General features: G+C 71.0%; 23 protein-coding genes. 12 read left to right on the top strand and 11 right to left on the bottom strand.

Going from position 1 to position 22,432, the window contains the following annotated elements; all coding sequences use genetic code 11:
• Positions 1 to 88: 88 nt before the first annotated feature.
• Complete coding sequence (locus AQI70_RS17810; RefSeq protein WP_079051347.1) at positions 89 to 790, top strand: uridine kinase family protein; 702 nt, start codon at positions 89 to 91, stop codon at positions 788 to 790.
• Positions 791 to 849: 59 nt separating this feature from the next.
• The gene (locus AQI70_RS17815; protein ID WP_062150724.1) at positions 850 to 1,200 is read left to right on the top strand and encodes a DUF6281 family protein; all 351 of its coding nucleotides are present in this window, start codon (positions 850 to 852) and stop codon (positions 1,198 to 1,200) included.
• A 170-nt stretch (positions 1,201 to 1,370) separates the two neighbouring features.
• Here the strand turns inward: AQI70_RS17815 and AQI70_RS17820 are convergent, their stop codons facing one another.
• Positions 1,371 to 2,180 carry a SigE family RNA polymerase sigma factor gene (locus AQI70_RS17820; protein ID WP_062150726.1) on the bottom strand — a complete coding sequence of 270 codons (810 nt, stop codon included), beginning with the start codon at positions 2,178 to 2,180 and terminating at the stop codon, positions 1,371 to 1,373.
• A gap of 263 nt (positions 2,181 to 2,443) precedes the next feature.
• On the opposite strand from AQI70_RS17820, the gene afsQ1 reads away from it, so the two are divergent.
• The 5 genes from afsQ1 to AQI70_RS17845 all read left to right on the top strand — a co-directional run bounded on the left by afsQ1 (position 2,444) and on the right by AQI70_RS17845 (position 6,566).
• The gene (gene afsQ1 / locus AQI70_RS17825) at positions 2,444 to 3,121 is read left to right on the top strand and encodes a two-component system response regulator AfsQ1 (protein ID WP_037886857.1); all 678 of its coding nucleotides are present in this window, start codon (positions 2,444 to 2,446) and stop codon (positions 3,119 to 3,121) included.
• Positions 3,118 to 4,689: a sensor histidine kinase gene (locus AQI70_RS17830; RefSeq protein ID WP_062150729.1), complete on the top strand. Its 1,572-nt coding sequence runs from the start codon at positions 3,118 to 3,120 to the stop codon at positions 4,687 to 4,689. The genes afsQ1 and AQI70_RS17830 overlap by 4 nt, the downstream gene beginning before the upstream one ends.
• Positions 4,690 to 4,708: 19 nt before the next feature.
• Positions 4,709 to 5,323: a hypothetical protein gene (locus tag AQI70_RS17835; RefSeq protein WP_062150732.1), complete on the top strand. Its 615-nt coding sequence runs from the start codon at positions 4,709 to 4,711 to the stop codon at positions 5,321 to 5,323.
• A 375-nt stretch (positions 5,324 to 5,698) separates the two neighbouring features.
• Positions 5,699 to 6,250, top strand: coding sequence for a VanZ family protein (locus tag AQI70_RS17840; RefSeq protein ID WP_062150735.1), 552 nt, complete (start codon positions 5,699 to 5,701; stop codon positions 6,248 to 6,250).
• Positions 6,251 to 6,356: 106 nt separating this feature from the next.
• Entirely contained in the window at positions 6,357 to 6,566 is a 210-nt protein-coding gene (locus tag AQI70_RS17845) for a PspC domain-containing protein (protein ID WP_062150739.1), read from the top strand.
• Positions 6,567 to 6,714: 148 nt separating this feature from the next.
• On the opposite strand, the gene AQI70_RS17850 is transcribed toward AQI70_RS17845, so the two are convergent.
• Both AQI70_RS17850 and AQI70_RS17855 read right to left on the bottom strand, forming a co-directional pair.
• Positions 6,715 to 7,083, bottom strand: coding sequence for a hypothetical protein (locus tag AQI70_RS17850; protein ID WP_062150743.1), 369 nt, complete (start codon positions 7,081 to 7,083; stop codon positions 6,715 to 6,717).
• A 139-nt stretch (positions 7,084 to 7,222) separates the two neighbouring features.
• Positions 7,223 to 8,386 (bottom strand): adenosine deaminase, encoded by a 1,164-nt coding sequence (locus AQI70_RS17855; RefSeq protein ID WP_003998409.1) that lies wholly within the window; start codon positions 8,384 to 8,386, stop codon positions 7,223 to 7,225.
• A 257-nt stretch (positions 8,387 to 8,643) separates the two neighbouring features.
• Between AQI70_RS17855 and AQI70_RS17860 the strand changes: the two genes are divergently transcribed.
• Positions 8,644 to 9,405 carry a prolyl oligopeptidase family serine peptidase gene (locus AQI70_RS17860; protein WP_062150746.1) on the top strand — a complete coding sequence of 254 codons (762 nt, stop codon included), beginning with the start codon at positions 8,644 to 8,646 and terminating at the stop codon, positions 9,403 to 9,405.
• Positions 9,406 to 9,413: 8 nt separating this feature from the next.
• On the opposite strand, the gene AQI70_RS17865 is transcribed toward AQI70_RS17860, so the two are convergent.
• Positions 9,414 to 10,364, bottom strand: a complete 951-nt coding sequence (locus tag AQI70_RS17865; protein ID WP_062150751.1) for a LysR family transcriptional regulator — start codon at positions 10,362 to 10,364, stop codon at positions 9,414 to 9,416.
• A 63-nt stretch (positions 10,365 to 10,427) separates the two neighbouring features.
• Here AQI70_RS17865 and AQI70_RS17870 point away from each other — a divergent pair, with 63 nt between their 5' ends.
• The 3 genes from AQI70_RS17870 to AQI70_RS17880 all read left to right on the top strand — a co-directional run bounded on the left by AQI70_RS17870 (position 10,428) and on the right by AQI70_RS17880 (position 14,536).
• Positions 10,428 to 11,699 carry an MFS transporter gene (locus tag AQI70_RS17870; protein ID WP_062150754.1) on the top strand — a complete coding sequence of 424 codons (1,272 nt, stop codon included), beginning with the start codon at positions 10,428 to 10,430 and terminating at the stop codon, positions 11,697 to 11,699.
• Between the two features lie 523 nt (positions 11,700 to 12,222).
• A complete protein-coding gene (dnaN, locus tag AQI70_RS17875; RefSeq protein WP_062150757.1) occupies positions 12,223 to 13,398 on the top strand; it encodes a DNA polymerase III subunit beta in 1,176 nt (391 codons plus the stop codon).
• Between the two features lie 121 nt (positions 13,399 to 13,519).
• The gene (locus tag AQI70_RS17880) at positions 13,520 to 14,536 is read left to right on the top strand and encodes a sigma-70 family RNA polymerase sigma factor (RefSeq protein WP_062150761.1); all 1,017 of its coding nucleotides are present in this window, start codon (positions 13,520 to 13,522) and stop codon (positions 14,534 to 14,536) included.
• On the opposite strand, the gene AQI70_RS37540 is transcribed toward AQI70_RS17880, so the two are convergent.
• Positions 14,420 to 14,764, bottom strand: a complete 345-nt coding sequence (locus tag AQI70_RS37540; RefSeq protein ID WP_244181705.1) for an STAS domain-containing protein — start codon at positions 14,762 to 14,764, stop codon at positions 14,420 to 14,422. The genes AQI70_RS17880 and AQI70_RS37540 overlap by 117 nt on opposite strands.
• 220 nt (positions 14,765 to 14,984) lie before the next feature.
• Here AQI70_RS37540 and AQI70_RS17885 point away from each other — a divergent pair, with 220 nt between their 5' ends.
• A complete protein-coding gene (locus AQI70_RS17885) occupies positions 14,985 to 15,905 on the top strand; it encodes an AEC family transporter (RefSeq protein WP_062150763.1) in 921 nt (306 codons plus the stop codon).
• A 3-nt stretch (positions 15,906 to 15,908) separates the two neighbouring features.
• Here the strand turns inward: AQI70_RS17885 and AQI70_RS17890 are convergent, their stop codons facing one another.
• From AQI70_RS17890 to AQI70_RS17915, 6 genes are all read right to left on the bottom strand, one after another.
• Positions 15,909 to 16,493, bottom strand: a complete 585-nt coding sequence (locus AQI70_RS17890; protein ID WP_062150766.1) for a Uma2 family endonuclease — start codon at positions 16,491 to 16,493, stop codon at positions 15,909 to 15,911.
• Positions 16,494 to 16,613: 120 nt separating this feature from the next.
• Complete coding sequence (locus tag AQI70_RS17895) at positions 16,614 to 17,891, bottom strand: thymidine phosphorylase (RefSeq protein WP_208607389.1); 1,278 nt, start codon at positions 17,889 to 17,891, stop codon at positions 16,614 to 16,616.
• Between the two features lie 73 nt (positions 17,892 to 17,964).
• Entirely contained in the window at positions 17,965 to 18,372 is a 408-nt protein-coding gene (locus tag AQI70_RS17900) for a cytidine deaminase (protein WP_062150772.1), read from the bottom strand.
• Positions 18,369 to 19,646 carry an ABC transporter permease gene (locus AQI70_RS17905; protein ID WP_062150775.1) on the bottom strand — a complete coding sequence of 426 codons (1,278 nt, stop codon included), beginning with the start codon at positions 19,644 to 19,646 and terminating at the stop codon, positions 18,369 to 18,371. The genes AQI70_RS17900 and AQI70_RS17905 overlap by 4 nt, the downstream gene beginning before the upstream one ends.
• The gene (locus AQI70_RS17910; RefSeq protein WP_062150778.1) at positions 19,643 to 20,767 is read right to left on the bottom strand and encodes an ABC transporter permease; all 1,125 of its coding nucleotides are present in this window, start codon (positions 20,765 to 20,767) and stop codon (positions 19,643 to 19,645) included. The genes AQI70_RS17905 and AQI70_RS17910 overlap by 4 nt, the downstream gene beginning before the upstream one ends.
• Positions 20,767 to 22,341 (bottom strand): ABC transporter ATP-binding protein, encoded by a 1,575-nt coding sequence (locus AQI70_RS17915; protein ID WP_062150781.1) that lies wholly within the window; start codon positions 22,339 to 22,341, stop codon positions 20,767 to 20,769. The genes AQI70_RS17910 and AQI70_RS17915 overlap by 1 nt, the downstream gene beginning before the upstream one ends.
• Positions 22,342 to 22,432: the final 91 nt, after the last annotated feature.

Raw genomic sequence — 22,432 nt, forward strand, 5'->3', positions numbered from 1 at the left:
CCCGCCGTCCAGGGGAAGCGCGGCTCTCTGCCGCCACCGTTGCACCACGCGGCGCAACCGCCCCGATACCCGACGTGTTCGAGGTGTGATGCGCGCATCAAAGCCGACCCGCGGGGTCGTTCCCCGGCCCGGCGATGCCTCACACTGGTGTCCCGTGAGTTCCCAACCGCCCATACCGACGCGAGTCGTGCTGCTCTGCGGCCCCTCCGGCTCCGGCAAGTCTCTTCTCGCGGCCCGCTCCGGGCTTCCCGTGCTGCGGCTCGACGACTTCTACAAAGAGGGCGACGACCCGACCCTGCCCCAGGTCCCCGGGAGCTCCGACATCGACTGGGACCACCCCGACTCGTGGGACGCCGACACGGCCGTGGCAGCGATCATGGAGCTGTGCCGCACCGGTCGTACGAACGTTCCGCTCTACGACATCTCGCTCAGCGCCCGCACCGGCGAGGAGGCCGTGGAGATCGGGCGGACGCCGCTGTTCATCGCGGAGGGCATCTTCGCGGCCGAGATCGTCACACGCTGCCGGGAACTCGGTGTGCTGGCCGACGCGCTGTGCCTGAGCCGCGGTCCGGTCAAGACCTTCCGCCGCCGCTTCCTGCGCGACCTGAGGGAGGGCCGCAAGTCGGTGCCCTTCCTGCTGCGCCGCGGCTGGCGGCTGATGCGCCTGGAGCGCTCGATCATCGCCCGCCAGACCGCGCTCGGCGCCCACGCCTGCGACCGGGACGAGGCCCTCGGCCGCCTCACCGAGGCCGCGGCGGGCCGCTGCCCGGCGGCGACCCCGGCCACCTGAACGACCACGGCGCCTTCTCCGTCGTAGGACCGGAAACGGTCCCCGTGGGAAGGAAGCCAATGACCGCTGCTCCCCAGACCGGCCGACGGCTGATCATGTCCGCGCTGCTCGTCGCGGCGGCCGTCGGCTGCGCGCAGGCGGGCGGCGCGGGCGGCGCGGCCGAGGCCTTGTGCGCGTACCTGGTGACGTACGACCATCGCACCTATCGGGACGTCGCGAACGTCGACTTCACCGTCGGGGAGAAGCTGGGCACCGCCACGATCCCGGAGTGCGACGACACCCCGAACGACCCCGGGGACACCGTTCCCGAACGCAGGATCACCGCGTACGAGGTCGAGGGGATGGACCCGGCCGCCGCCATCGCCGTCGGCGACTCACCCGCCGAAGCGATCCTCATGAAGGTCCACTGACCGCACAGCGAAGCGGGACTGGACGGACCCCCCGGCCCTCCAGCCCCGCTCTCGTTGCGCTCCCCGTTTCCCCCGTGGGGGAGCATCCCCCGCTGGTCCCCCGTGGGCCCCCCGGCCCCCGTGGGTCCCCCCACTTGCTACCGCTCCCCCGAGCGGCCCCCCCAGGACCTTCAGGCGACAAGCTCCCCGAAGGCGTCCTCCTCGTCACGGCCGAAGCTGAGGACCTCGTCCTCACGCAGCCGACGCAGCGACCGCCAGATGCTCGACTTCACCGTGCCGACACTGATGTCGAGGATCTCCGCGATCTCCGGGTCGGTGCGGCCCTCGTAATAGCGCAGGACCAGCATCGTGCGCTGGAGTTCGGGCAGCCGGGCGAGCGCCTGCCACAGGACCGCGCGCAGCTCGGTGCCGCGCATCGCGTCCGTGTCGCCGGGCGTCTCCGGCAGTTCCTCGGTCGGGTATTCGTTCAGCTTGCGGCGGCGCCACGCGCTGATGTGCAGATTGGTCATCGTCCGCCGCAGGTAACCCCCGACGGCGGCCTTGTCGCTGATCCGGTCCCACGCCTTGTACGTCGAGAACAGCGCGCTCTGGAGCAGGTCCTCGGCCTCGAACCGGTCCCCGGTCAGGTGGTAGGCGGTTGCGTACAGGGAGGCGCGGCGCTCCTGGACGTAGGCGGTGAACTCCGCCTCCGACAGCGAGCGACGCCGCTCCCCCGAGTCCTCCCTGTACGCGGCTCCCCCGACCGTACCCATAGCGGCTACCGCCGCGGGCTCCCCCGTGAAACCGTCAACCACCGTCATGTACGCGGTGTGCTGACGCCCGGTGCCGCGAGCGCACCCCCGCCCTCCCCCGAGCTCGCGGCTTCGTTCGAGCAGGGAGGTGGCCCCATCGGCACCGGACTTCTCCGAACCCCGGCCCCCGTGCACGTCGTGCAGACGCGTGATCACTGCGCTGGTGCTGTTGCTGTGCAGCGTGTTCATCTCGCGCCCCCCGTCGTGGACTTCCGGTGTTCTGCTCGGTCGTGCTGCTTGGTGCGGCTTGCTGTCCTGCCTGTGCCGAAAAGCTTGCCCGGGCACCTTCATGGCCGTGTCCGCCGACTGTCACAGACCTGTCACAGGGCCCCGCTCGCAGGTCCCCCTCAGGTGGGGGACAGCGCGGACACGGTCATGAGCGCTACGTGCGCGTATCCGTACAGCTCGTACAGGTGTCGAAACCCCGCCCCGCATGGGCCAGAATGAGCCCCGTGCCTTCCCTGTTGCTGATCGAGGACGACGACGCCATCCGTACGGCCCTGGAGCTCTCACTGACGCGCCAGGGACACCGTGTGGCCACCGCTGCCACCGGCGAGGACGGCCTGAAGCTGCTGCGTGAGCAGCGGCCGGACCTGATCGTGCTGGACGTGATGCTGCCCGGCATCGACGGGTTCGAGGTGTGCCGCCGCATCCGGCGCACCGACCAGCTGCCGATCATCCTGCTGACGGCGCGCAGCGACGACATCGATGTGGTCGTCGGCCTGGAGTCGGGCGCCGACGACTACGTCGTCAAACCGGTCCAGGGGCGGGTCCTCGACGCCCGTATCCGCGCCGTGCTGCGGCGCGGGGAGCGGGAGTCGAACGACGCGGCGACCTTCGGCAGCCTGGTCATCGACCGCGCCGCGATGACCGTCACGAAGAACGGCGAGGACCTCCAGCTGACCCCGACCGAGCTGCGCCTGCTGCTCGAACTGAGTCGCCGCCCGGGACAGGCACTCTCCCGCCAGCAGCTGCTGCGCCTGGTCTGGGAGCACGACTACCTCGGCGACTCCCGCCTCGTGGACGCCTGCGTCCAGCGGCTGCGCGCCAAGGTCGAGGACGTCCCGTCGTCCCCGACGCTGATCCGTACCGTCCGTGGTGTCGGCTACCGCCTGGACGCGCCTCAGTGACACAGGCACGAGGGGGTTTGCGCGGCTGGGCCGCGACACGCAAGGGAGTCTGGTCGCGGCTGCGCTTCACCAGTCTGCGGCTGCGGCTCGTGGTCGTCTTCGGCCTGGTGGCGCTCACCGCCGCCGTGTCCGCTTCCGGCATCGCCTACTGGCTCAACCGCGAGGCGGTCCTCACCCGTACCCAGGACGCGGTACTGCGCGACTTCCAGCAGGAGATGCAGACCCGCGCGGGCCTGCTCCCCGAGGAACCCACACAGGACGAACTGCAGCACACCGCGGGCCAGATGGCCAACAGCAGCCAGCGCTTCAGCGTGCTGCTCGTCGCCGAGGACGTCGACGGCAGCCCTGTGTACGGCAGTTCCGGCGGCCTGGACGGCTTCACGCTCGCCGACGTGCCCGGGTCGCTGCGCGAGGCGGTGAACAAGAAGCAGAAGGTCACCTCCACCGAGAAGTCCGAGTACCGCCTCTACTGGCAGCGGATCGTGGAGGACGACACGCCCTACCTGGTCGCCGGCACCAAGGTGATGGGCGGCGGCCCGACCGGCTACATGCTCAAGTCCCTGGAGCCCGAGGCCAAGGACCTCAACTCCCTGGCCTGGTCGCTGGGCATCGCCACCGGCCTCGCCCTGATCGGCTCGGCACTGCTCGCGCAGGCCGCCGCCACGACCGTACTGAAGCCCGTGCAGCGCCTCGGTGTCGCGGCCCGCCGGCTCGGCGAGGGCAAGCTGGACACCCGGCTGCGCGTCTCCGGCACCGACGAACTCGCCGACCTCTCCCGGACCTTCAACAAGGCCGCCGAGGCGCTGGAGAAGCGCGTCGCCGACATGGCCGGCCGGGACGAGGCGTCCCGGCGCTTCGTCGCCGACATGTCCCACGAACTGCGTACGCCGCTCACCGCGATCACCGCCGTCACCGAGGTCCTGGAGGAGGAGCTGGAGGCGGAGTCCGGCTCCATGGACCCCATGATCGAACCCGCCGTACGCCTCGTCGTCAGCGAGACGCGCCGCCTGAACGACCTGGTCGAGAACCTGATGGAGGTCACCCGCTTCGACGCGGGCACGGCCCGCCTGGTCCTGGACGACGTCGACCTCGCCGACCAGATCACCGCCTGCATCGACGCCCGGGCCTGGCTCGACGCGGTCGACCTCGACGCCGAGCGCGGCATCATGGCCCGCCTGGACCCGCGCCGCCTGGACGTCATCCTGGCCAACCTCATCGGCAACGCGCTCAAGCACGGCGGCTCGCCGGTACGGGTCTCGGTCCGTGCGGCGGACGACTCGATAGTGATCGAGGTACAGGACCACGGCCCCGGCATCCCCGAGGACGTCCTCCCGCACGTCTTCGACCGGTTCTACAAGGCCAGCGCCTCCCGCCCCCGCTCCGAGGGCAGCGGCCTGGGCCTGTCCATCGCCCTGGAGAACGCCCATATCCACGGCGGCGAGATCACCGCCGCCAACTCCCCCGAGGGCGGCGCGGTGTTCACCCTGCGGCTGCCCCGGGACGCGTCGGAGCTGGCGGAACAGACGAACGGGAACGAGGACAAGGGTGCCAAGAAGGGGGACGCCTGATGCCGGAGAGGGACGCCCGATGAACGTACGCGGCGCAGGCCGCCTTCTGGCGTTCTCCGGGCTGGCCGCCGCCCTGCTGACCGGCTGCGGCATACGGCCCACGGAGGTACCGACCGACTTCGGCCCCGCTCCCTCGCGCGTGCGCTGCTCGCTCTCCGAACCGCAGGTGTCACCGCAGGCCACTCGCGGACTGCCCGTGCAGGTGTTCCTGCTGTGCGGCTCGCAGTTGGTGGCCGTCGAGCGCACGGTACGCGTGCCCGACGGTACGGCGGACTCGGCACGGCGGGTGCTGGTGGCTCAGGGCCTGCTCGACGAGTTGGAGGCGACGCCGTCGGCCGACGAGAAGGAGGCCGGCTACACCACGGACGTGCGCGGCGCCATGAGCGTGAGCGGCCCCCGCCCCGGCGACCCCGACGAGACACTGCGCCTGAGCACCCCGCCCAAGGACCTCACGTCGTACGCCCTCGCCCAGATCGTCTGCACCTTCTCGGACTCGACGGCGGCCGAGGGCGACGGCTCGGTGATCCTGGGCGGCCCGACCGGCGAGCCCCTGCGCCGCTACGAGTGCACGGACGAGGTCCGCACCAGACCGGGCAGCAACGAGCCTCCGTCGACGGACATCACGGACGGCTGAGGCCACCAAGAAGCGCGTACGGCCACGCCCCGGGGCGCACCCCCGCGGCGCGGCAGCCGCGTACGGCGGGAAGGGGACGTGTCGGGGGGTGTCCGCCCGCAGTGACCGGCGTCAACACGCGGCACCTCTTGGCCTAAGGGGGCCGCCGGTCCGAGGACGGACACCCCCCGGCGCGGCCCCGACCCACAAACCCACCGCAGGCGCTACGCGCACCCCCACCCCACCCCCACAGGCCGCCGCAGGCATTCGCACGCGAACCCCCACGCACCCGCACAAGGCATCCCGGCCCCACCCCCACCGTGTGTGGCGGACACCTCACACCCCGATACGCCACGCCCCGGAACCGATCCCGCCGGGGGGCGCGTCTAGGGGGGCGTGCAGCGTCAAGGCTCCATCGGCGGCAGCGCCGCGATCCGCATCCGTGCGACGGGGGGTGTCCTCCTGGTCGCACACCTGGCGTTCGTCGCCTGGCTCACGCTGCGCCCCCTGGACGTCCCCTGGGTGATGCCCGCCAACCTGCGGCCGTTCGCCGGGATCAGAGCGGACATGGCGCTGGGCTGGCAGGAGGCCGCCCGGCGCATCGCCGAGGGGCTCGGCCTGCTCGCCCCGCTGGGGGTGCTGATCCCGATGGCGCACGGCAGGCTCAGCGTCTCCCCGCTCGGCTCGCTGGTCCGCACGGTCGCCGCCGGCGCCCTGATCTCCCTGGGCATCGAGCTGTTGCAAACCGGCGTACCGGGCCAGGTCGTAGACGTCGACTCGCTGCTGCTGAACACACTCGGCGTGGCCCTGACGCACACCATGGTCGTCCCCGCGGCCCGCGCCGGGCTCCGTCGCAGGTCCGAGCGCGCACACCGGGCGACCGTCCCCCAGGAGGAGCCCGCTCAGGGTCGGACCCCGACGATTCCCAGGGTCGGGATAGCTCCATAGAGTGACGCTTTGCCCGCTTCGTCGCCGTAGCGTGGATGTCAGATGAGGCACCCACCCGGAAGGCCCACAAGGGCCCTTCGGCCGACGCTCGCGAAGGAGCCGCACCATGACCGCGCTCGCCCGACCCACCCACGGCCGCATGATCGGCGGAGTGTGCGCCGCGCTTGCACGGCGCTTCGGCACCTCCGCGACGACGATGCGCGTGATCTTCCTGGTCTCCTGTCTGCTCCCGGGCCCGCAGTTCCTGCTCTACATAGCCCTGTGGATCCTGCTCCCCTCGGAGGACAAGGCGCACAAGGCACGCACGGCCTGGTAAGCCACCCCCGTACGCAGACACTCCGTACGCGCACACGCCGTACGCACACACGCCGCTGGGGCGCACCCCGTGCACAAGGGCGCGCCCCAGCGGCGCTGTTTCGGCAAGGCGGGCTCACCTAAGAGGCAGGCCCGACCAAGAGGCGGGCTCAGCCGAGCGGAGCGCCGGCCGTGGGCAGACCCTGGGTGGGCAGACCCTGCAGCGGCAGACCGCCGAGCAGACCGCCGGCCACCGCGGACTGACCCCCGGCGACCGCCTGCTCGGCAGCCGGCTGCGCGGCGGCCAGCCCGGTGGTGACCGCCTCCTGCCCCTGGGTCAGCCCAGCGGTGGCACCGGCGGCGGCACCCGGCGCCGACTGGGCCAGGTTCTCGGCCGGGAGGGTCTTGGTGACGGAGTCCAGCGCCGCGCCGGCGGCCTCCGGGGAGACCGGCACGGCGTTCGCGGCGCCCGCACCCGCGGCGGCGAAGGCGGCACCGAGGGCGGCGACACCGAGGGTCTTGGCAGCAGACTGCTTCATGAAAATGCGTCCTCGAAATTGGTTAACGGGGATGTGAGCGGTCCACGACCGTAAACACGCCCAGCACCCCGCCGCAAACATCGAAATGCGAACGGATTGTGAATGCCGCCCGCATTCGATCTGCACAAAGGACTCCAGGTCAGCCCGCGTCCGCCGCAGAACCGCTGGTAGACGCGGTCTGCTGGAACAGCCACTCGGACTTGAGTTCGGCATATCCGGGCTTGATCACGTCATTGATCATGGCCAGTCGTTCATCGAAAGGAATGAACGATGATTTCATCGCATTGACGGAGAACCACTGCATGTCGTCGAGCGTGTAACCGAACGCCTCGACAAGATGCTCGAATTCCCGGCTCATGCTGGTGTTGGACATGAGGCGGTTGTCGGTGTTGACGGTGGCTCGGAAGTGCAGCCGGCGCAGCAGACCGATGGGGTGGGCGGCGTACGAGTCGGCGGCGCCCGTCTGGAGGTTGGAGCTGGGGCACAGCTCCAACGGGATGCGCTTGTCCCGTACGTACGAGGCGAGCCGGCCCAGCTTCACCGAGCCGTCGGCGTGCACCTGGATGTCGTCGATGATGCGCACACCGTGCCCGAGCCGGTCGGCGCCGCACCACTGCAGCGCCTGCCAGATGGACGGCAGACCGAAGGCCTCGCCGGCGTGGATGGTGAAATGGTTGTTCTCGCGCTTGAGGTACTCGAAGGCGTCGAGATGCCGGGTGGGCGGGTGGCCGGCCTCGGCGCCCGCGATGTCGAAGCCCACGACGCCCAGGTCCCGGTAGCGGTTGGCGAGTTCGGCGATCTCCAGGGCGCGGGCGGCGTGCCGCATGGCGGTGAGCAGGGCGCCCACGCGGATGCGGTGACCGTTGCTCCGGGCGATCCGCTCGCCCTCCCGGAAGCCCTCGTTGACGGCCTCGACGACCTCTTCGAGGCTGAGCCCGCCTTCGAGGTGCTGTTCGGGCGCGTACCGCACCTCGGCGTAGACGACCCCGTCCTCGGCGAGGTCCACGGCGCACTCGGCGGCGACCCGGACGAGGGCGTCGCGGGTCTGCATCACTGCGACGGTGTGGGAGAAGGTCTCCAGGTAGCGCTCCAGGGACCCGGAGTCGGCGGCCTCGCGGAACCAGACACCGAGCTTGTCGGGGTCGGTCTCGGGGAGCCGGGAGTAGCCCGTCTCGCGGGCGAGCTCGACGATCGTGCCGGGGCGCAGCCCGCCGTCGAGGTGATCGTGCAGCAGAACCTTCGGCGCCCGGCGGATCTGGTCCGAGCTCGGGGTGTTGGCCTTCGGGGCAGTCTGGCTCGTCATTTTCGCACTCTAACGCCTACGCGCGTAGATCACCCGTCGATCGCTCATTCGCCGCGCGTTTTCCCTTCCCGCTCCTCCGTACCCGCCTCTCCCCGCTCTTCTCCGCTCCTCTCCCCGCTCTTCTCCGCTCCTCTCCCCGCCCCTCTCCCCGTCCATCCCGCCATTTCCCGCCACCTCCCGCTGTACGAATCCGTCGATATGTAACGGTGACCGCACGGACGGGTGGCGTACACCCACGCTTCTGACACTGTTCTGTCATGGCACAGCAAGCGACGCCGGTTCGCAGAGCCCGGCTGGGAAGGGCGATCGGGCCGGAGCCGACGGCGGTGAGCGGCGTGGTGCTCCTGCTCCCCGGAGGTGACGAGGTCTCACATCGCAGGCCGGGCCCGGTGTTGGTGACCTCGTACGTGCGGACACTGGGGCGCCGTCTGATGCGGGCGGGACGCGCGGAGGGGCTGGTCGCGCATGTCGTCCACTACCGCTTCCGCGGCTGGAACGGCACGGACGCCAACCTCCTGAGTGATGCGCTGTGGGCCGCGGACGAGGTCGTACGGCGCTACGGGGACGTCCCCGTGTGCCTCGCCGGAGTCGACATGGGCGGGCGGGCGGCCCTGCACGCCGGCGGTCATGAGGCCGTCAACTCCGTGCTGGCGCTCGCTCCTTGGCTGCCGGAGGAGGATGTGGCGGCCTCGCCCGAACCGGTGAAGCAGCTCGCGGGACGGCGGGTGATGATCGTGCACGGCACCAACGACGAACGCACCGATCCCGAGTTGTCGTTCCGGCTGGCGGCTCGGGCGAAGAAGGCGAACCGGGAGGTGTGCCGGTTCGAAGTGCACTCCGACCGGCACGGGTTGCAGCAGCATCGGCATGAAGTCCTCGCCCTGGCCGAGGACTTCGTCATGGGGACGCTGTTCGAGCGGGGCTTCTCCCGGCCCGTCCAGGACGCGTTCGCCGCGCCGCCGCCGCTGGGCCTGCGGATGCCGTTGGCCTCGGGGTTCGGAAAGTCGTTGCGGCGTTAGCGTCGCTGTCAGGGCAGCAGATTCCCTCTCCTTGAGAGCAGGAACCTCTTGAAGGCGGCCACCGGGGGTGTGTCCGGGCGGTCGGCCAGCCATGCGACGCCGATCTCGCGTGCCGCCCTCGGGGCCGTGACCGTCAGTTCCACGACTCCCGGGCGGGGGACGGTCGGTGGGGGCAGGAGGGCGACGCCCAGGCCGGCCGCCACCAGACCGCGCAGGGTCTCCGCCTCCTCGCCCTCGAAGGCGATGCGGGGCTTGAAGCCCGCCTCCTTGCACAGGTCGTCGGTGATGCGGCGCATGCCGTAGCCGGGCTCCAAGGTCACGAACATCTCGTCGGCCGCTTCCACGAGGCGGATGCGCTTACGCGCGGCCAGCCGGTGGTCGGCCGGGACGACCAGGCGGAGCTTCTGCTCGTCCAGGCGGCGGGCCACCAGGTCGGGGGCGTCCGGTACCGGGGACGTCAGGCACAGGTCGAGCTCACCGGCTCGCAGCCGCTCGATCATCGCCTCGCCGTAGTTCTGGACGAGGCTGAACCGGATGCGGGGGTGGTCGGCGCGGAAGGCGTGGAGGAGGCCGGGGACCGTCTCCGCGCCCATGGTGTGCAGGAAGCCGAAGGCGACCTTGCCGGTGGCCGGGTCGGCGTCGGCGCGGACCTCGTCGGCGGCGCGCCCGATCTCGGCGAGGGCGCGTTCGACGGAGGTGAGGAAGGTACGGCCGGCGGGGGTCAGGGAGACCGTACGGCCGTGGCGGGCGAAGAGATCGACGCCGAGGTCCTGTTCGAGGCGGACCATGGCACGGGAGAGCGTGGACTGCGGGACCTGCATCTCCTGGGCGGCGCGGGTGACGTGCTCGGTGCGGGCGACTCCGGCGAAGTAGGAGAGGCGCGGGGCGAGCAACATCGTCATGTCTTCTGTGTCACTGGACGGTGACAGGTGAGCCTGTGACCTTTGCTGATGCACCATAGGAACGATTATGGCGATTCCATGCATTGGACGGATCAGCGGGGCCGTACGTAGCTTCGAAGCATGTCTCCCGCCAGTACCGGGGCGTCCACCACCGTGGGCGCCGCACCCGCTGTCCCTGTCGTCGACTCCCGTATGGCCCCGGGCGGCCCCGGCTACCGCCGGATGAGCTTCGCCCTCTTCCTGGCCGGTGTCGCGACCTTCGCGCTTCTCTACTCCACGCAGGCCCTGCTGCCGCTGATCTCCGGTGAGTTCGGGGTCGCGGCGAGCGAGGCGAGCTGGACGGTGGCGGCGGCGACCGGCGGGCTGGCCCTGTTCGTGCTGCCCATGAGCGCGCTGTCCGAGCGGTTCGGACGCCGTACGGTCATGACGGCGTCGCTGGCGGTCGCGGTGACGGTCGGACTGCTGGTCCCCTTCGCGCCGAACCTCACCGTCCTGGTCGTGCTGCGGGCGGTCCAGGGCGCCGCGCTGGCGGGTCTGCCGGCCTCGGCGACGGCCTATCTTGCCGAGGAGGTCCGCCCGAAGGCGCTGGTCACGGCGATCGGGCTGTTCGTCGCGGGCAACAGCGTCGGCGGAATGAGCGGCCGGGTGATCACCGGCTGGGTCGCCCAGGAATGGGGCTGGCGGATCGCGGTCGGCGTGATCGGCGTGATCGCGGTGGCGTGCGCGGTGGCCTTCCGGCTGCTGCTGCCGGCGCCGCGGAACTTCAAGCCGGGCTCCCTGCGCCCACGCGTCCTGGCCCGCACGGTCCGCGAGCACCTGTCCAACCCGCTGCTGTGCCGCCTGTACGCGATCGGCGCCCTGTTCATGACGGTCTTCGGCGGCGTGTACACGGTGATCGGCTACCGCCTGACCGAGGCGCCCTTCTCGCTCCCCCAGGGCATCATCGGCTCGATCTTCCTGGTCTACCTGGTCGGCACGGTCTCGGCGTCGACGGCGGGACGACTGGTGGGCCGCCTGGGCCGCCGGGGCGCGCTGTACGCCGCGGGCGGCACGACGGCGACCGGCCTCCTCCTCTCCCTGGCCGGCTCCCTCCCCCTGGTCCTGCTGGGCCTGGTCCTGATCACCGGCGGCTTCTTCGCGGGCCACGCGGTGGCGTCCTCGGCGGTCAGCAAGACGGCGGCCCACGGCCGCGCACAGGCTTCCGCCCTGTACCAGTCCGCGTACTACGTCGGCTCCAGCGCAGGCAGCACGGTGGGCGCCCTCGCCTTCCACGCGGGCGGCTGGACCGGCACCGTCACAGTCGGCCTGCTGGCCGTGCTCGGCGTCGTGACGATCACGGTGTTCGGGACACGGGCGGCACGCTTGCAGCGACGGCTGACGACGGCGGCCTGAGCCGGACCAGAACCCGTCCCCCGCCGGGGAGAGCCGATGATCAGTGGCCGCGGGCAGCCTCCGCGGCCACTGCCGCCCGGTCCCGACCACACATCGACTCCAGCGCAGACAGCACGCTGGGCGCCCCCGCCTTCCACACGCGCCGGCTGGACCGGCACCGTCGCAGTCGGCCTGCTGGCCGTGCTCGGCGTCGTGACGATCACGCTGTTCGGGACACGGGCGGCACGCTTGCAGCGACGGCTGACGACGGCGGCGTGAGCCGGAGCAGAACCCGTCCCCTGGCACGGGGTTGCGGACGCAGGCAGCGCGTCTGCAGCGGCGGCTGACCACGGCGGCCCTGAACCGGAGCAGAACCGTCCCCCTGGCACGGGGTTCGGGACACGGGCCGCGCGTCTGCGGCGGCGGCCGACCACGGTGGCCTGAGCCGGAGCAGAACCCGTTCCCCCTGGTGGGAGCCCATTGTCAGTGGGCGCGGATAGCCTCCGCGATCAGTGACGAACGGGCCCGACCAGGGGGATTTCTGATGGAGTTCCGGATCGAACGCAGCGCCTTCGCCGACGCCGTGGGGTGGGCGGCGCGGGCGCTGCCCTCGCGTGCTCCGGTGCCGGTGCTGGGCGGCCTGCTGCTGGCGGTCGGCGCGGGGCGGCTCACCGTGTCGGGGTTCGACTTCGAGGCCGCGGCGCGCATCGAGGTGGACGCGGAGACAGCCGGGGCCGGGCAGGTGCTCGTGCCCGGGCGACGGCTGCTGGACATCTGCCGGGTGCTGCCGGACGGGCCGGTGAGCTGCGCCCTGGAGGGGACGCGGTTCACGGTGGAGGCGGGCGGCACCGAGTTCGGGATGTCGACGCTGCCGCGCGAGGAGTACCCGGCCCTGCCGTCCCAGCCGTCGGCGTACGGCAGTGTGGACGCCGCCGCGTTCGCCGCGGCCGTCGGCCAGGTGGCCGTGGCGGCCGGCCGGGACGAGACGCTGCCGGTGCTGACCGGCGTACAGCTGCGTCTGGACGGCGACTCGATGACGCTGTCGGCGTCGGACCGGTACCGGTATGCCGTACGGCGCGTGGGGTGGAAGCCGGAAGGGGACGTGACGGCGTCCGACGGCGCCGTGGAGGCGTTGGTGCCTGCGCGGCGGCTGCTCGATGCGGCGCGGTCGCTGGCGCGGTGCGGTGACGTGCGGATCGGGCTGGATCGCGCGGCCGGTGGGGGGCTCGCCGGGTTCGAGGGCGGGGGCATGCGGGCCGTCGTACGGCTGTTGGAGGGGCGGCTGCCGAAGTACGGGTCGCTGTTCGACATGGCGGGGGCGGCGGTCGCCGAGGTGGAGTGCGGGGCGCTGACGGACGCGGTGCGGCGGGTCGCGGTGGTGGCCGAGGCGAGCGGTCCGGTGCGGATGGACTTCTCGGGTGACGGGTCCGTGCTGCTGCGGGCCGGGTACGGGGACGACGTGGCGACGCAGCGGCTGCCGGCCGTGCTGAGCGGCGCGCCGGAGGTCACCGTGGCCTTCAACCCGGCGTATCTGCTGGACGCCCTGAACTCCTTCGAGGCGCCCCGGCTGCGGATGGAACTGCTGGGCACGGGTCAGCGGGCGCTCCTCAGCTCGGCCGGGGGCGAGGAGCAGGGCGGCGGACCGGGCGCCGAAGGGGTGGCGAGGGAGGTGCCGGCCGCGCACCGGCATCTGCTCATGTCCGTGAAGCAACTGGTCTGACACCTGTCCGACCTGCGCGTTTGTGCGCTCCGGGGGCCGTTGTCAGTGGCCTGCGGTAGCTTCCGAAGTGTGGGGCGCGAGGACGCGCACCACGGGATGAGGCCACAGGGGTGGGTGGACGATGAGCGACGGTACGGCGACGACAACGGACCTCGACGTCAGGCTGGAGAAACACCGCGTCGAACTGACCGGGTACTGCTACCGCATGCTCGGCTCGTCCTTCGAGGCCGAGGACGCGGTGCAGGACACGATGGTCCGCGCCTGGCGCAGTTACGACAAGTTCGAGGGCCGCTCCAGCCTCCGCTCGTGGCTGTACCGCATCGCGACGAACGTCTGCCTGGACATGCTGACCGCCGGCAACAAGCGGGCCAGGCCCATGGACCTGACGGAGTCGACGCCGCTCGCCCGGGCGGCCCTCTCGCCCCGCCCGGACAACACCTGGCTGGAGCCGATGCCGGACGACCGCGTGCTGCCGACGGTCGAGGACCCGGCGGAGGCGGCCGTGGCCAAGGAGTCCGTGCGGCTGGCCTTCATGGCCGCCCTGCAGCAGCTGCCGCCCAAGCAGCGGGCCGTGCTGATCCTGCGCGAGGTGCTGGCCTGGAAGGCGAGCGAGGTCGCCGAGCTGCTGGGCACGACGGTCGCGTCGGTCAACAGCGCCCTGCAGCGGGCCCGCGCCACGCTCGCCGAGCAGCAGCAGCCGGGCGCCGACGCCGCCGTCTCCGACCCGTTGGACGAGGAGCAGCAAAAGCTCCTGGAGCGGTATGTCGCGGCATTCGAGGGCTACGACATGACGGCGCTCACCGCCCTGCTGCACGAGGACGCCATCATGACGATGCCGCCGTTCGACCTGTGGCTGACCGGCGTCAAGGACATCACCGGCTTCATGACGACGCTCGGCGCCCCCTGCGCGGGCTCCCATCTGGTGCCGGTCCAGGTCAACGGACTGCCCGGGTTCGCCCAGTACAAGCCGGACCCGGAGAAGGGCGGCTTCACCCCATGGGCGGTCCAGGTCCTGGAGATATCAGAGGGCCGGATCACCGGGTTCCACTGCTTCCTCGACACCCAGCGCTGGTTCCCGCTGTTCGGCCTCCCCCTCCACCTCGAAGCGGAGGCCGACCAGGTCGAGGAGGGCGTGTAGGGCGGGGTCGGCGTCCCTGAGCCGGATCCGGCCGCCGGCCCGCCGGGCGGCGAGCTGGAGACGCGCCAGCAGATCGACGGCGCCCAGGCCCGGCGGTCCGAGCCCGCCGACGTCGCACACCAGGACTCGCGCCCCGGTGGCTGCCAGCCGCGCCCGTGCTTCGTCGCACAGCCCCGGCACCTCGTCCCGGAAGACGGGGCCGGCCAGCACGAGTACAGCGGGTGTCATGGCGTCCACGATCGGTAGACCGGGCGAGGGGACAGAACTCATCGGAGTGGCGGCTCCCCTCGTCCGGTGCCCGGTCGGTGTCTGACGTCCGTGCCCGGGGTGTCCGCCGACCGGGATCACATTGACCCGCTGCCCTCCATCCCAGGAGGGTTTCCTGTATGCGCCACCTATCAGCACGTCCCCGAATACCGAGCGGTTTCCTCCCCGCCAAGGAGGCCCCGTGCAGGGGGTGTTGACCGGGTTCGCGGTGATCGCCGTCGTCATCGGGGTGGGCTATGTGATCGGGCGGCGCGGCTACCTCGGCGTCCACGGCCGCGACGTCCTCACCAAGCTGGCCTTCCACGTGGCCTCCCCGGCGCTGCTCTTCACCACCCTCGCGCAGACCGACCTCTCGGTGATCTTCTCCAGCCGCCTCCTGGTCACGGCACTGAGCACGGCCGCCGCGGCCGGCGTCTTCGTCGCGGTCGGGGCCGTGCGGCGCTGGGGCGTGGGCCGTACGACGATCGGCGCGCTGTGCTCCAGCTACGTCAACTCCGGCAACCTCGGCATCCCGATCGCGGTGTACGTGCTGGGCGACGCCTCGCTGGTGGCTCCGGTACTGCTGTTCCAGCTCGTCGGCGTCACCCCGATCGCGTTGACGATCCTCGATCTGTCCGGTGAGGGCGAGAAGGGCCCGCTGTGGCGGCGGCTGCTCACCCCGCTGCGCAACCCGATCGCGGTCGGCTCACTGGCGGGCGTGGCGGTGTCGGCGGCGGGGGTGGAGGTCCCGGCCCCTGTCCTCGACCCGCTGACGCTGATCGGCGGCATGTCGGTCCCGGCGGTCCTGCTGGCGTTCGGCATCTCCCTGTGCGGCAGCACGATGCCGGGCAGAGGCCCCGACCGTCAGCCGGTGCTGCTCTCGGTCGCCCTGAAGTCGCTGGGCCAGCCGGCGGCGGCGTGGGCGCTGGCGGCCGGCGTGTTCGGGCTGCGGGGCGCTGAGCTGCTGGACGTGGTGGTGACGTCGGCACTGCCTGCCGCACAGAACCTCTTCACGTACGCGTCGAGTTACGGGGTGGGTGAGCGGCTGGCGCGGGACTCGATCCTGCTGTCCACGGTGTTGTCCGTGCCGGTCCTGGTCGTGGTGGCGACGTTACTGGGCTGACGGTCAGTCGACCGGGAATTCCCCGGTGTCGATCGTCACGTCGAAAGGCTCCGGCAGCCTGATGGGGTCACCGAACTTCACGGCGCTCAGGACGCGGTAGACATCGCCCTTCGGCTCCCCGAAGAGCGTCGCGGTGGGCCCGCCGGGGGCCCAGCGGTCGATCAGCAGGTAGAGCGGAATCCCGGCGGTCGCGTAGGCGGCGGGCTTGCTGACCCGGTCATGGTGGGCGTTGGACCTGGAGGTCACCTCGACGACGAGTTCGGCGAGGACTGCCGGGATGTGGGAGTCCGCCTCCGCGCATTCCCGCACGGGAGCCACGAGCAGGTCCGGGATGAGCATGCCCAGACGTGACGGCACGGCGATCGCCAGCGTCTGGAAGATCTCCCAGTCCTCGGGGATCACGGAGTAGAGGCGACGCTGAATACGGGCCGCGATCACGTTGTGGCGGGATGCGGGAGCAGGTGACACGGTGATGATCCCCTCGATGATCTCCACCTTGCTGCCCTCGGGCCAGTCCATCTCCTCCCAGAACCGGACGAGGTCGTCCCAGTTCTGGTCGGGGTCCTGGCTCACGGTGAGTGCGCTCATGGCGGTCTCCTATCGGTGCGTCACCGATCCCAGCATGCCGAACGGGACCGGTGGGGGTCCACCGATCCCGTTCACCCGAAAGAGCCTGGACATCCGCGGCCTCCGGCCGCGCATGCCTGGTCAGGCGATGCGTTCCAGCACCACCGGCGACGCGGTGAAGTCCGTCCCCGCCGCCGCGATGTCGTACGAACCCTCGACCGCCTGGAGGGCGTACTCGAAGCGCTCGGGGGTGTCCGTGTGCAGGGTCAGCAGCGGCTGGCCCTCGGTCACCGTGTCGCCCGGCTTGGCGTGCATCTCGATGCCCGCGCCCGCCTGCACCGGGTCCTCCTTGCGGGCGCGCCCCGCGCCCAGGCGCCAGGCGGCGACGCCGATGTCGTAGGCGTCGAGGCGGGTCAGGACGCCGGAGGAGGGCGCCTTGATCACGTGCTGTTCACGGGCCACCGGCAGCTCCGCGTCCGGGTCGCCGCCCTGGGCCGCGATCATGCGCCGCCAGACGTCCATCGCCGAGCCGTCGGCCAGGGCCTTGGCAGGGTCGGCGTCACGGACACCCGCCGCTTCCAGCATCTCCCGGGCCAGGGCGATCGTCAGTTCCACGACGTCCGCCGGGCCGCCGCCCGCCAGTACCTCCACCGACTCGCGGACCTCAAGGGCGTTGCCCGCCGTCAGGCCCAGTGGGGTGGACATGTCCGTCAGGAGCGCGACCGTCTTGACGCCGTGGTCGGTGCCCAGGCCGACCATGGTGGAAGCCAGTTCGCGGGCGTCCTCGATGGTCTTCATGAAGGCGCCGGTGCCGACCTTCACGTCCAGGACGAGCGAGCCGGTGCCCTCGGCGATCTTCTTCGACATGATCGACGAGGCGATCAGCGGGATGGCCTCGACCGTGCCGGTGACGTCACGCAGGGCGTACAGCTTCTTGTCCGCGGGAGCCAGGCCGTCGCCCGCCGCGCAGATCACCGCGCCCGTGGTGTCCAGGACGTGCAGCATCTCCTCATTCGAGAGGAGGGCGCGCCAGCCCGGGATGGACTCCAGCTTGTCCAGCGTGCCGCCCGTGTGGCCGAGGCCCCGGCCCGACAGCTGGGGCACGGCGGCACCGCAGGCCGCCACCAGCGGCGCCAGCGGGAGGGTGATCTTGTCGCCGACGCCGCCCGTGGAGTGCTTGTCGGCCGTCGGGCGGGACAGGGACGAGAAGTCCATGCGCTCGCCGGAGGCGATCATCGCGGCCGTCCAGCGGGCGATCTCGCGGCGGTTCATGCCGTTGAGCAGGATCGCCATGGCGAGCGCGGACATCTGCTCGTCGGCGACCTCTCCGCGGGTGTACGCGTCGATGACCCAGTCGATCTGCTCGTCGCTGAGCTCACCGCGGTCCCGCTTGGTGCGGATGACGGAGATGGCGTCCATGGCCATGGGTTTCCTTCCGAGGGTTCCAGAAGTGATACGGCCCCCCTGAGGTGGTCAGAGGGGCCGCACGGAGTTACTTGCTGAGATGGTCCGGCCCGAAGGCCTGGGGCAGCATCTCCGACAGCGGCAGGATCCCCGCCGGGGTCTCCAGCAGCAGGTCCGGGCCGCCGAACTCGTACAGCAGCTGACGGCAGCGGCCGCACGGGACGAGGGGGTCGCCGTTGCCGTCGACGCAGGTGAAGTGCGTCAGCCGGCCGCCCCCCGTGTTCTGCAGCTCCGAGACCAGTCCGCACTCGGCGCACAGGCCGAGGCCGTAGGACGCGTTCTCGACGTTGCAGCCGGTCACCGTACGGCCGTCGTCGACCAGGGCCGCGACGCCGACCGGATAGCCGGAGTACGGGGCGTAGGCGCGGGACATGGCGTCCCGGGCCGCCGCGCGCAGCCTGTCCCAGTCGACGTCGTGGGAGGCGGCCGAGGTCACTTGCCCTGGCCCTTCCGGTACGGCAGGCCGTCCGCCTTCGGCATCCTGAGGCGCTGCGCGGACAGCACGAGGACGACGAGGGTGATGACGTACGGCGTGGCGGAGACGACCTGGTTGGGAACCTCGTTGGTGGTGGCGTACCAGGCGAACACCAGGGCGCCGACGACTGCGGTGATCACCGCCGTGACGTACTTCTTGCTGATCACCAGCCAGATGGCGCCGATGATCAGCAGCAGCGCGCCGAGCAGCAGCAGGGCGTGGACGTTCTCCGAGCCGCCGCGCAGGTTGAGGCTGTCGGTGTAGCCGAACAGGCCGGCACCGAGGGCGAGACCGCCCGGCATCCAGTTACCGAAGATCATCGCGGCGAGGCCGATGAAGCCGCGGCCGCTGACCTGGCCCTCCAGGTAGAAGGGGTTGGCCACGATGGACAGGAAGACGCCGCCGAGGCCGGCCAGACCGCCGGAGATGACCACGGCGATGTACTTGTACTTGTAGACGTTCACACCGAGGGACTCGGCCGCGACCGGGTTCTCGCCGCAGGAACGCAGCCGCAGACCGAACGCGGTGCGCCACAGGATCCACCAGGTGGCGGGGATCAGGGCCACGGCGATCAGGGTCAGCCAGGAGACGTTGGTGACCAGGCCGCCGAGCAGGCCGGCGATGTCGGAGATGAAGAACCAGCCGTGGTTGTTGAGGTCCCGCAGCCCGTCGGACAGGCCCGGCACGGTGAAGTTGCCGAGGGAGTCGACCGCCGGGGACTGCTTGGCGGAGCCGCCCTGGTGGCCCTCGAAGGCGAGGGGCGCGAGGTAGCGGGTGGCGCCGAGGGCGAGGATGTTGATCGCCACACCGGAGACGATGTGGTTGACGTTGAAGGTGACGGTGACGAAGGCGTGCAGCAAGCCGCCGAGGCAGCCGCCGATGATGCCGACCAGGACACCGGTCCACGGGCCCCACTGGAAGCCGGCCCAGGCGCCGAACCAGGTGCCGAGGATCATCATGCCCTCAAGGCCGATGTTGACGACGCCCGCGCGTTCGGCCCACAGACCGCCGAGGCCGGCGAGGCCGATCGGCACGGCGAGCTGGAGGGCGGTGGACATCTGGCTGACGTTGGTGATGCCGTCGGCGCCGGTGATGATGCGGACGATCGAGGTCAGCGCCAGGGCTCCGGCGATGACCAGCAGCAGGACGGGCAGCGACAGGCGGCGGCCGGTCGGCGCCGCGGGCTGCAGCGTGGGCTGGTTGACGTCGACCGCTGAGGTCTGCGGGGTGGTCATCGGCCGGCCACCTCCTTCGTGGTGTTGTTGTCGGCGCCGAGGACGTGACCGGCGGCCAGTTCGGCGCCCACGCGGCGCTGCTGGCGGCGCAGGCCCCACTCGCGGACGGCCTCGTAGGAGACGACGACCGAGAGCACGATGAGGCCCTGCATGATGACCGCGATCTCCTTGTCGTAGTCGTGGAAGTCCAGCTCGGGCGAGGCCTTGTCGAGCCAGGCCCACAGCAGGGCGGCGAAGGCGATGCCGACGGGGCTGTTGCGGCCGAGCAGGGCGATGCCGATGCCGAGGAAGCCGATGCCGGTGGGGAAGTTCAGGCTGTAGGTGTGGGTGTCGCCGAGCAGGATCGGCAGGCCGGCGAGGCCCGCGATACCTCCGGAGATCAGCATGGCGGTGAGCACCATGCGCTTGGGGTCGACACCGCTGGCCGCGGCGGCGCTCTCCGAGGCGCCGGAGGCGCGCAGGTCGAAGCCGAAGCGGGTGCGGTTGAGGACGACCCAGTAGCCGATGCCGAGCAGGACGGCGAGGAAGACCAGGCCGTAGATCTCACCGGCGTCGCCCATGTCGATGCCGGGCACCCAGCCGGACTCGTGCATCTCGCCGGTGGTGTTGTTGTTGCCGACCTTGACGCCGAAGACGCTCGGCAGCCACAGGTAGGCGATCACCGAGGTGGCGATGGCGTTGAGCATGATCGTCGCGACGACCTCGCTGACGCCGCGGGTGACCTTGAGGACACCGGCGATGCCGGACCAGAAGGCGCCGGTGCAGACCGCGGTGAGGAGCAGCAGCGGGATCTGGAGGGCGGCCGGCAGGTTCGCGTGGGCGCCGACGATGGCGGCCATCATGGCGGCGAGCTGGTACTGGCCGTCGACACCGATGTTGAACAGGTTCATCCGGAAGCCGATGGCCACCGCGAGGGCCGCGATGTAGTACATCGAGGCCTGGTTGATGATCAGCACCTGGATGTCGGAGAACGAGGCCTGCTCGAACATCAGGGTGTACGGCTCGACCGGGCTCTTGCCCGAGGCGATCAGCACGATCGCGCTGAGCACGAAGGCCACGGCGAGCGCGATGACCGGGCCGGCCACCGCGAGGAGCACACGCTCCTTGTCGAACTTCTTCATCAGCGGGCCTCGTCTTCCCCGGACTCGGGAGCCTTGCGGAGGTCGGGAGTCTCGGCGGTCTCTTCGTGTTCCAGGTGGCCGGTGACGGCACCGGTCATCGCCGAACCGAGCTCCTCCGGAGTGATGGTGGCCGGGTCGGCGTCGGCGACCAGCTTGCCGTTGTAGATCACGCGGAGGGTGTCGGACAGGCCGATCAGCTCGTCCAGGTCGGCGGAGATCAGCAGCACGGCCAGGCCCTCGCGGCGGGCCTCACGGATGTGGTCCCAGATGGCGGCCTGCGCGCCGACGTCCACGCCGCGGGTGGGGTGCGCGGCGATCAGGAAGCGCGGCTTGTGGCTCATCTCGCGGCCGACGATCAGCTTCTGCTGGTTGCCGCCGGAGAGGGAGGCGGCGGTGACGTCGATGCCGGGGGTGCGCACGTCGTAGGCCTCGACGATGCGGCGGGTGTCGTCCTGGGCCGCCTTCGGGTCGAGCCATACGCCCTTGGCGTTGGGCTTCTCGGTGACGTGGCCGAGGATGCGGTTCTCCCAGAGGGGGGCCTCCAGGAGCAGGCCGTGGCGGTGGCGGTCCTCGGGGATGTAGCCGATGCCCTGCTCGCGGCGCTTGCGGGTGGGCCAGGCGGTGATCTCCTCGTCGACCAGCTTGATCGTGCCGGAGTCGGCGGCCTTGAGGCCGATCAGCGCGTCGACCAGCTCGGTCTGGCCGTTGCCCTCGACGCCGGCGATGCCCAGGACCTCGCCCGCGTGGATGGTGAAGGTGATGTCGTCCAGCAGGGCCTTGCCGCCGGCCGCCTCCAGGCGCAGGTTCTCGACCGTGATGACGGGACGGTCGGTGACCGTGGACTCGGCGGTCTCCGGGGTGGGCAGCTCGCTGCCGACCATCATCTCGGCGAGCTGGCGCGGGGTGGTCTCGGCGGGCACGGCGGTGCCGACCGTCGTACCGCGGCGGATGACGGTGATCTCGTCGGCGACGGAGAGGACCTCGCCCAGCTTGTGGGAGATGAAGATGACCGACAGGCCCTCGGACTTCAGCTCGCGCAGGTTGTCGAAGAGCGCGTCGACCTCCTGCGGGACGAGCACGGCGGTCGGCTCGTCGAGGATCAGCGTGGTGGCGCCGCGGTAGAGGACCTTGAGGATCTCCACGCGCTGACGGGCGGCGACGCCGAGCTCCTCGACCAGCCGGTCGGGCTCCACGCCGAGGCCGTAGCGGTCGGAGATCTCCTTGATCTTGCGGCGGGCCTTGGCGCCGATGCCGTACAGCTTCTCGCTGCCCAGCACGACGTTCTCGAGGACGGTGAGGTTGTCGGCGAGCATGAAGTGCTGGTGCACCATGCCGATGCCGCGGGCGATGGCGTCGGCCGGCGACGAGAAGCCGACCTGCTCGCCGTCGATGATGATGGTGCCCTCGTCCGGCTTCTGCATGCCGTAGAGGATCTTCATCAGGGTCGACTTGCCGGCGCCGTTCTCGCCGACCAGGGCGTGGACGGTGCCCTTGCGGACGGTGAGGTGGATGTCGTGGTTGGCCACGACACCCGGGAAACGCTTGGTGATCCCGGCGAGCTCGACGGCGGTCACCTGACCGTTGACCGCCGCGCCGGCCGGAGGGCTGCTGGACGCGTTGATGGCGCACTCTCCTGGGGACGGGGGTCGTCTACGCGCGTAGCGC

The organism is Streptomyces curacoi, assembly GCF_001513975.1.
Taxonomy (GTDB): Bacteria; Actinomycetota; Actinomycetes; order Streptomycetales; family Streptomycetaceae; genus Streptomyces; species Streptomyces curacoi.

Coding starts and splice junctions, on each gene's coding strand:
- AQI70_RS17810 (WP_079051347.1), top strand. CDS start 89: ATGCGCGCATCAAAGCCGACCCGCGGGGTCGTTCCCCGGCCCGGCGAT.
- AQI70_RS17815 (WP_062150724.1), top strand. CDS start 850: ATGACCGCTGCTCCCCAGACCGGCCGACGGCTGATCATGTCCGCGCTG.
- AQI70_RS17820 (WP_062150726.1), bottom strand. CDS start 2,180: ATGAACACGCTGCACAGCAACAGCACCAGCGCAGTGATCACGCGTCTG.
- AQI70_RS17835 (WP_062150732.1), top strand. CDS start 4,709: ATGAACGTACGCGGCGCAGGCCGCCTTCTGGCGTTCTCCGGGCTGGCC.
- AQI70_RS17845 (WP_062150739.1), top strand. CDS start 6,357: ATGACCGCGCTCGCCCGACCCACCCACGGCCGCATGATCGGCGGAGTG.
- AQI70_RS17850 (WP_062150743.1), bottom strand. CDS start 7,083: ATGAAGCAGTCTGCTGCCAAGACCCTCGGTGTCGCCGCCCTCGGTGCC.
- AQI70_RS17855 (WP_003998409.1), bottom strand. CDS start 8,386: ATGACGAGCCAGACTGCCCCGAAGGCCAACACCCCGAGCTCGGACCAG.
- AQI70_RS17860 (WP_062150746.1), top strand. CDS start 8,644: ATGGCACAGCAAGCGACGCCGGTTCGCAGAGCCCGGCTGGGAAGGGCG.
- AQI70_RS17865 (WP_062150751.1), bottom strand. CDS start 10,364: ATGGTGCATCAGCAAAGGTCACAGGCTCACCTGTCACCGTCCAGTGAC.
- AQI70_RS17870 (WP_062150754.1), top strand. CDS start 10,428: ATGTCTCCCGCCAGTACCGGGGCGTCCACCACCGTGGGCGCCGCACCC.
- dnaN (WP_062150757.1), top strand. CDS start 12,223: ATGGAGTTCCGGATCGAACGCAGCGCCTTCGCCGACGCCGTGGGGTGG.
- AQI70_RS17880 (WP_062150761.1), top strand. CDS start 13,520: ATGAGCGACGGTACGGCGACGACAACGGACCTCGACGTCAGGCTGGAG.
- AQI70_RS37540 (WP_244181705.1), bottom strand. CDS start 14,764: ATGACACCCGCTGTACTCGTGCTGGCCGGCCCCGTCTTCCGGGACGAG.
- AQI70_RS17890 (WP_062150766.1), bottom strand. CDS start 16,493: ATGAGCGCACTCACCGTGAGCCAGGACCCCGACCAGAACTGGGACGAC.
- AQI70_RS17895 (WP_208607389.1), bottom strand. CDS start 17,891: ATGGACGCCATCTCCGTCATCCGCACCAAGCGGGACCGCGGTGAGCTC.
- AQI70_RS17905 (WP_062150775.1), bottom strand. CDS start 19,646: ATGACCACCCCGCAGACCTCAGCGGTCGACGTCAACCAGCCCACGCTG.
- AQI70_RS17910 (WP_062150778.1), bottom strand. CDS start 20,767: ATGAAGAAGTTCGACAAGGAGCGTGTGCTCCTCGCGGTGGCCGGCCCG.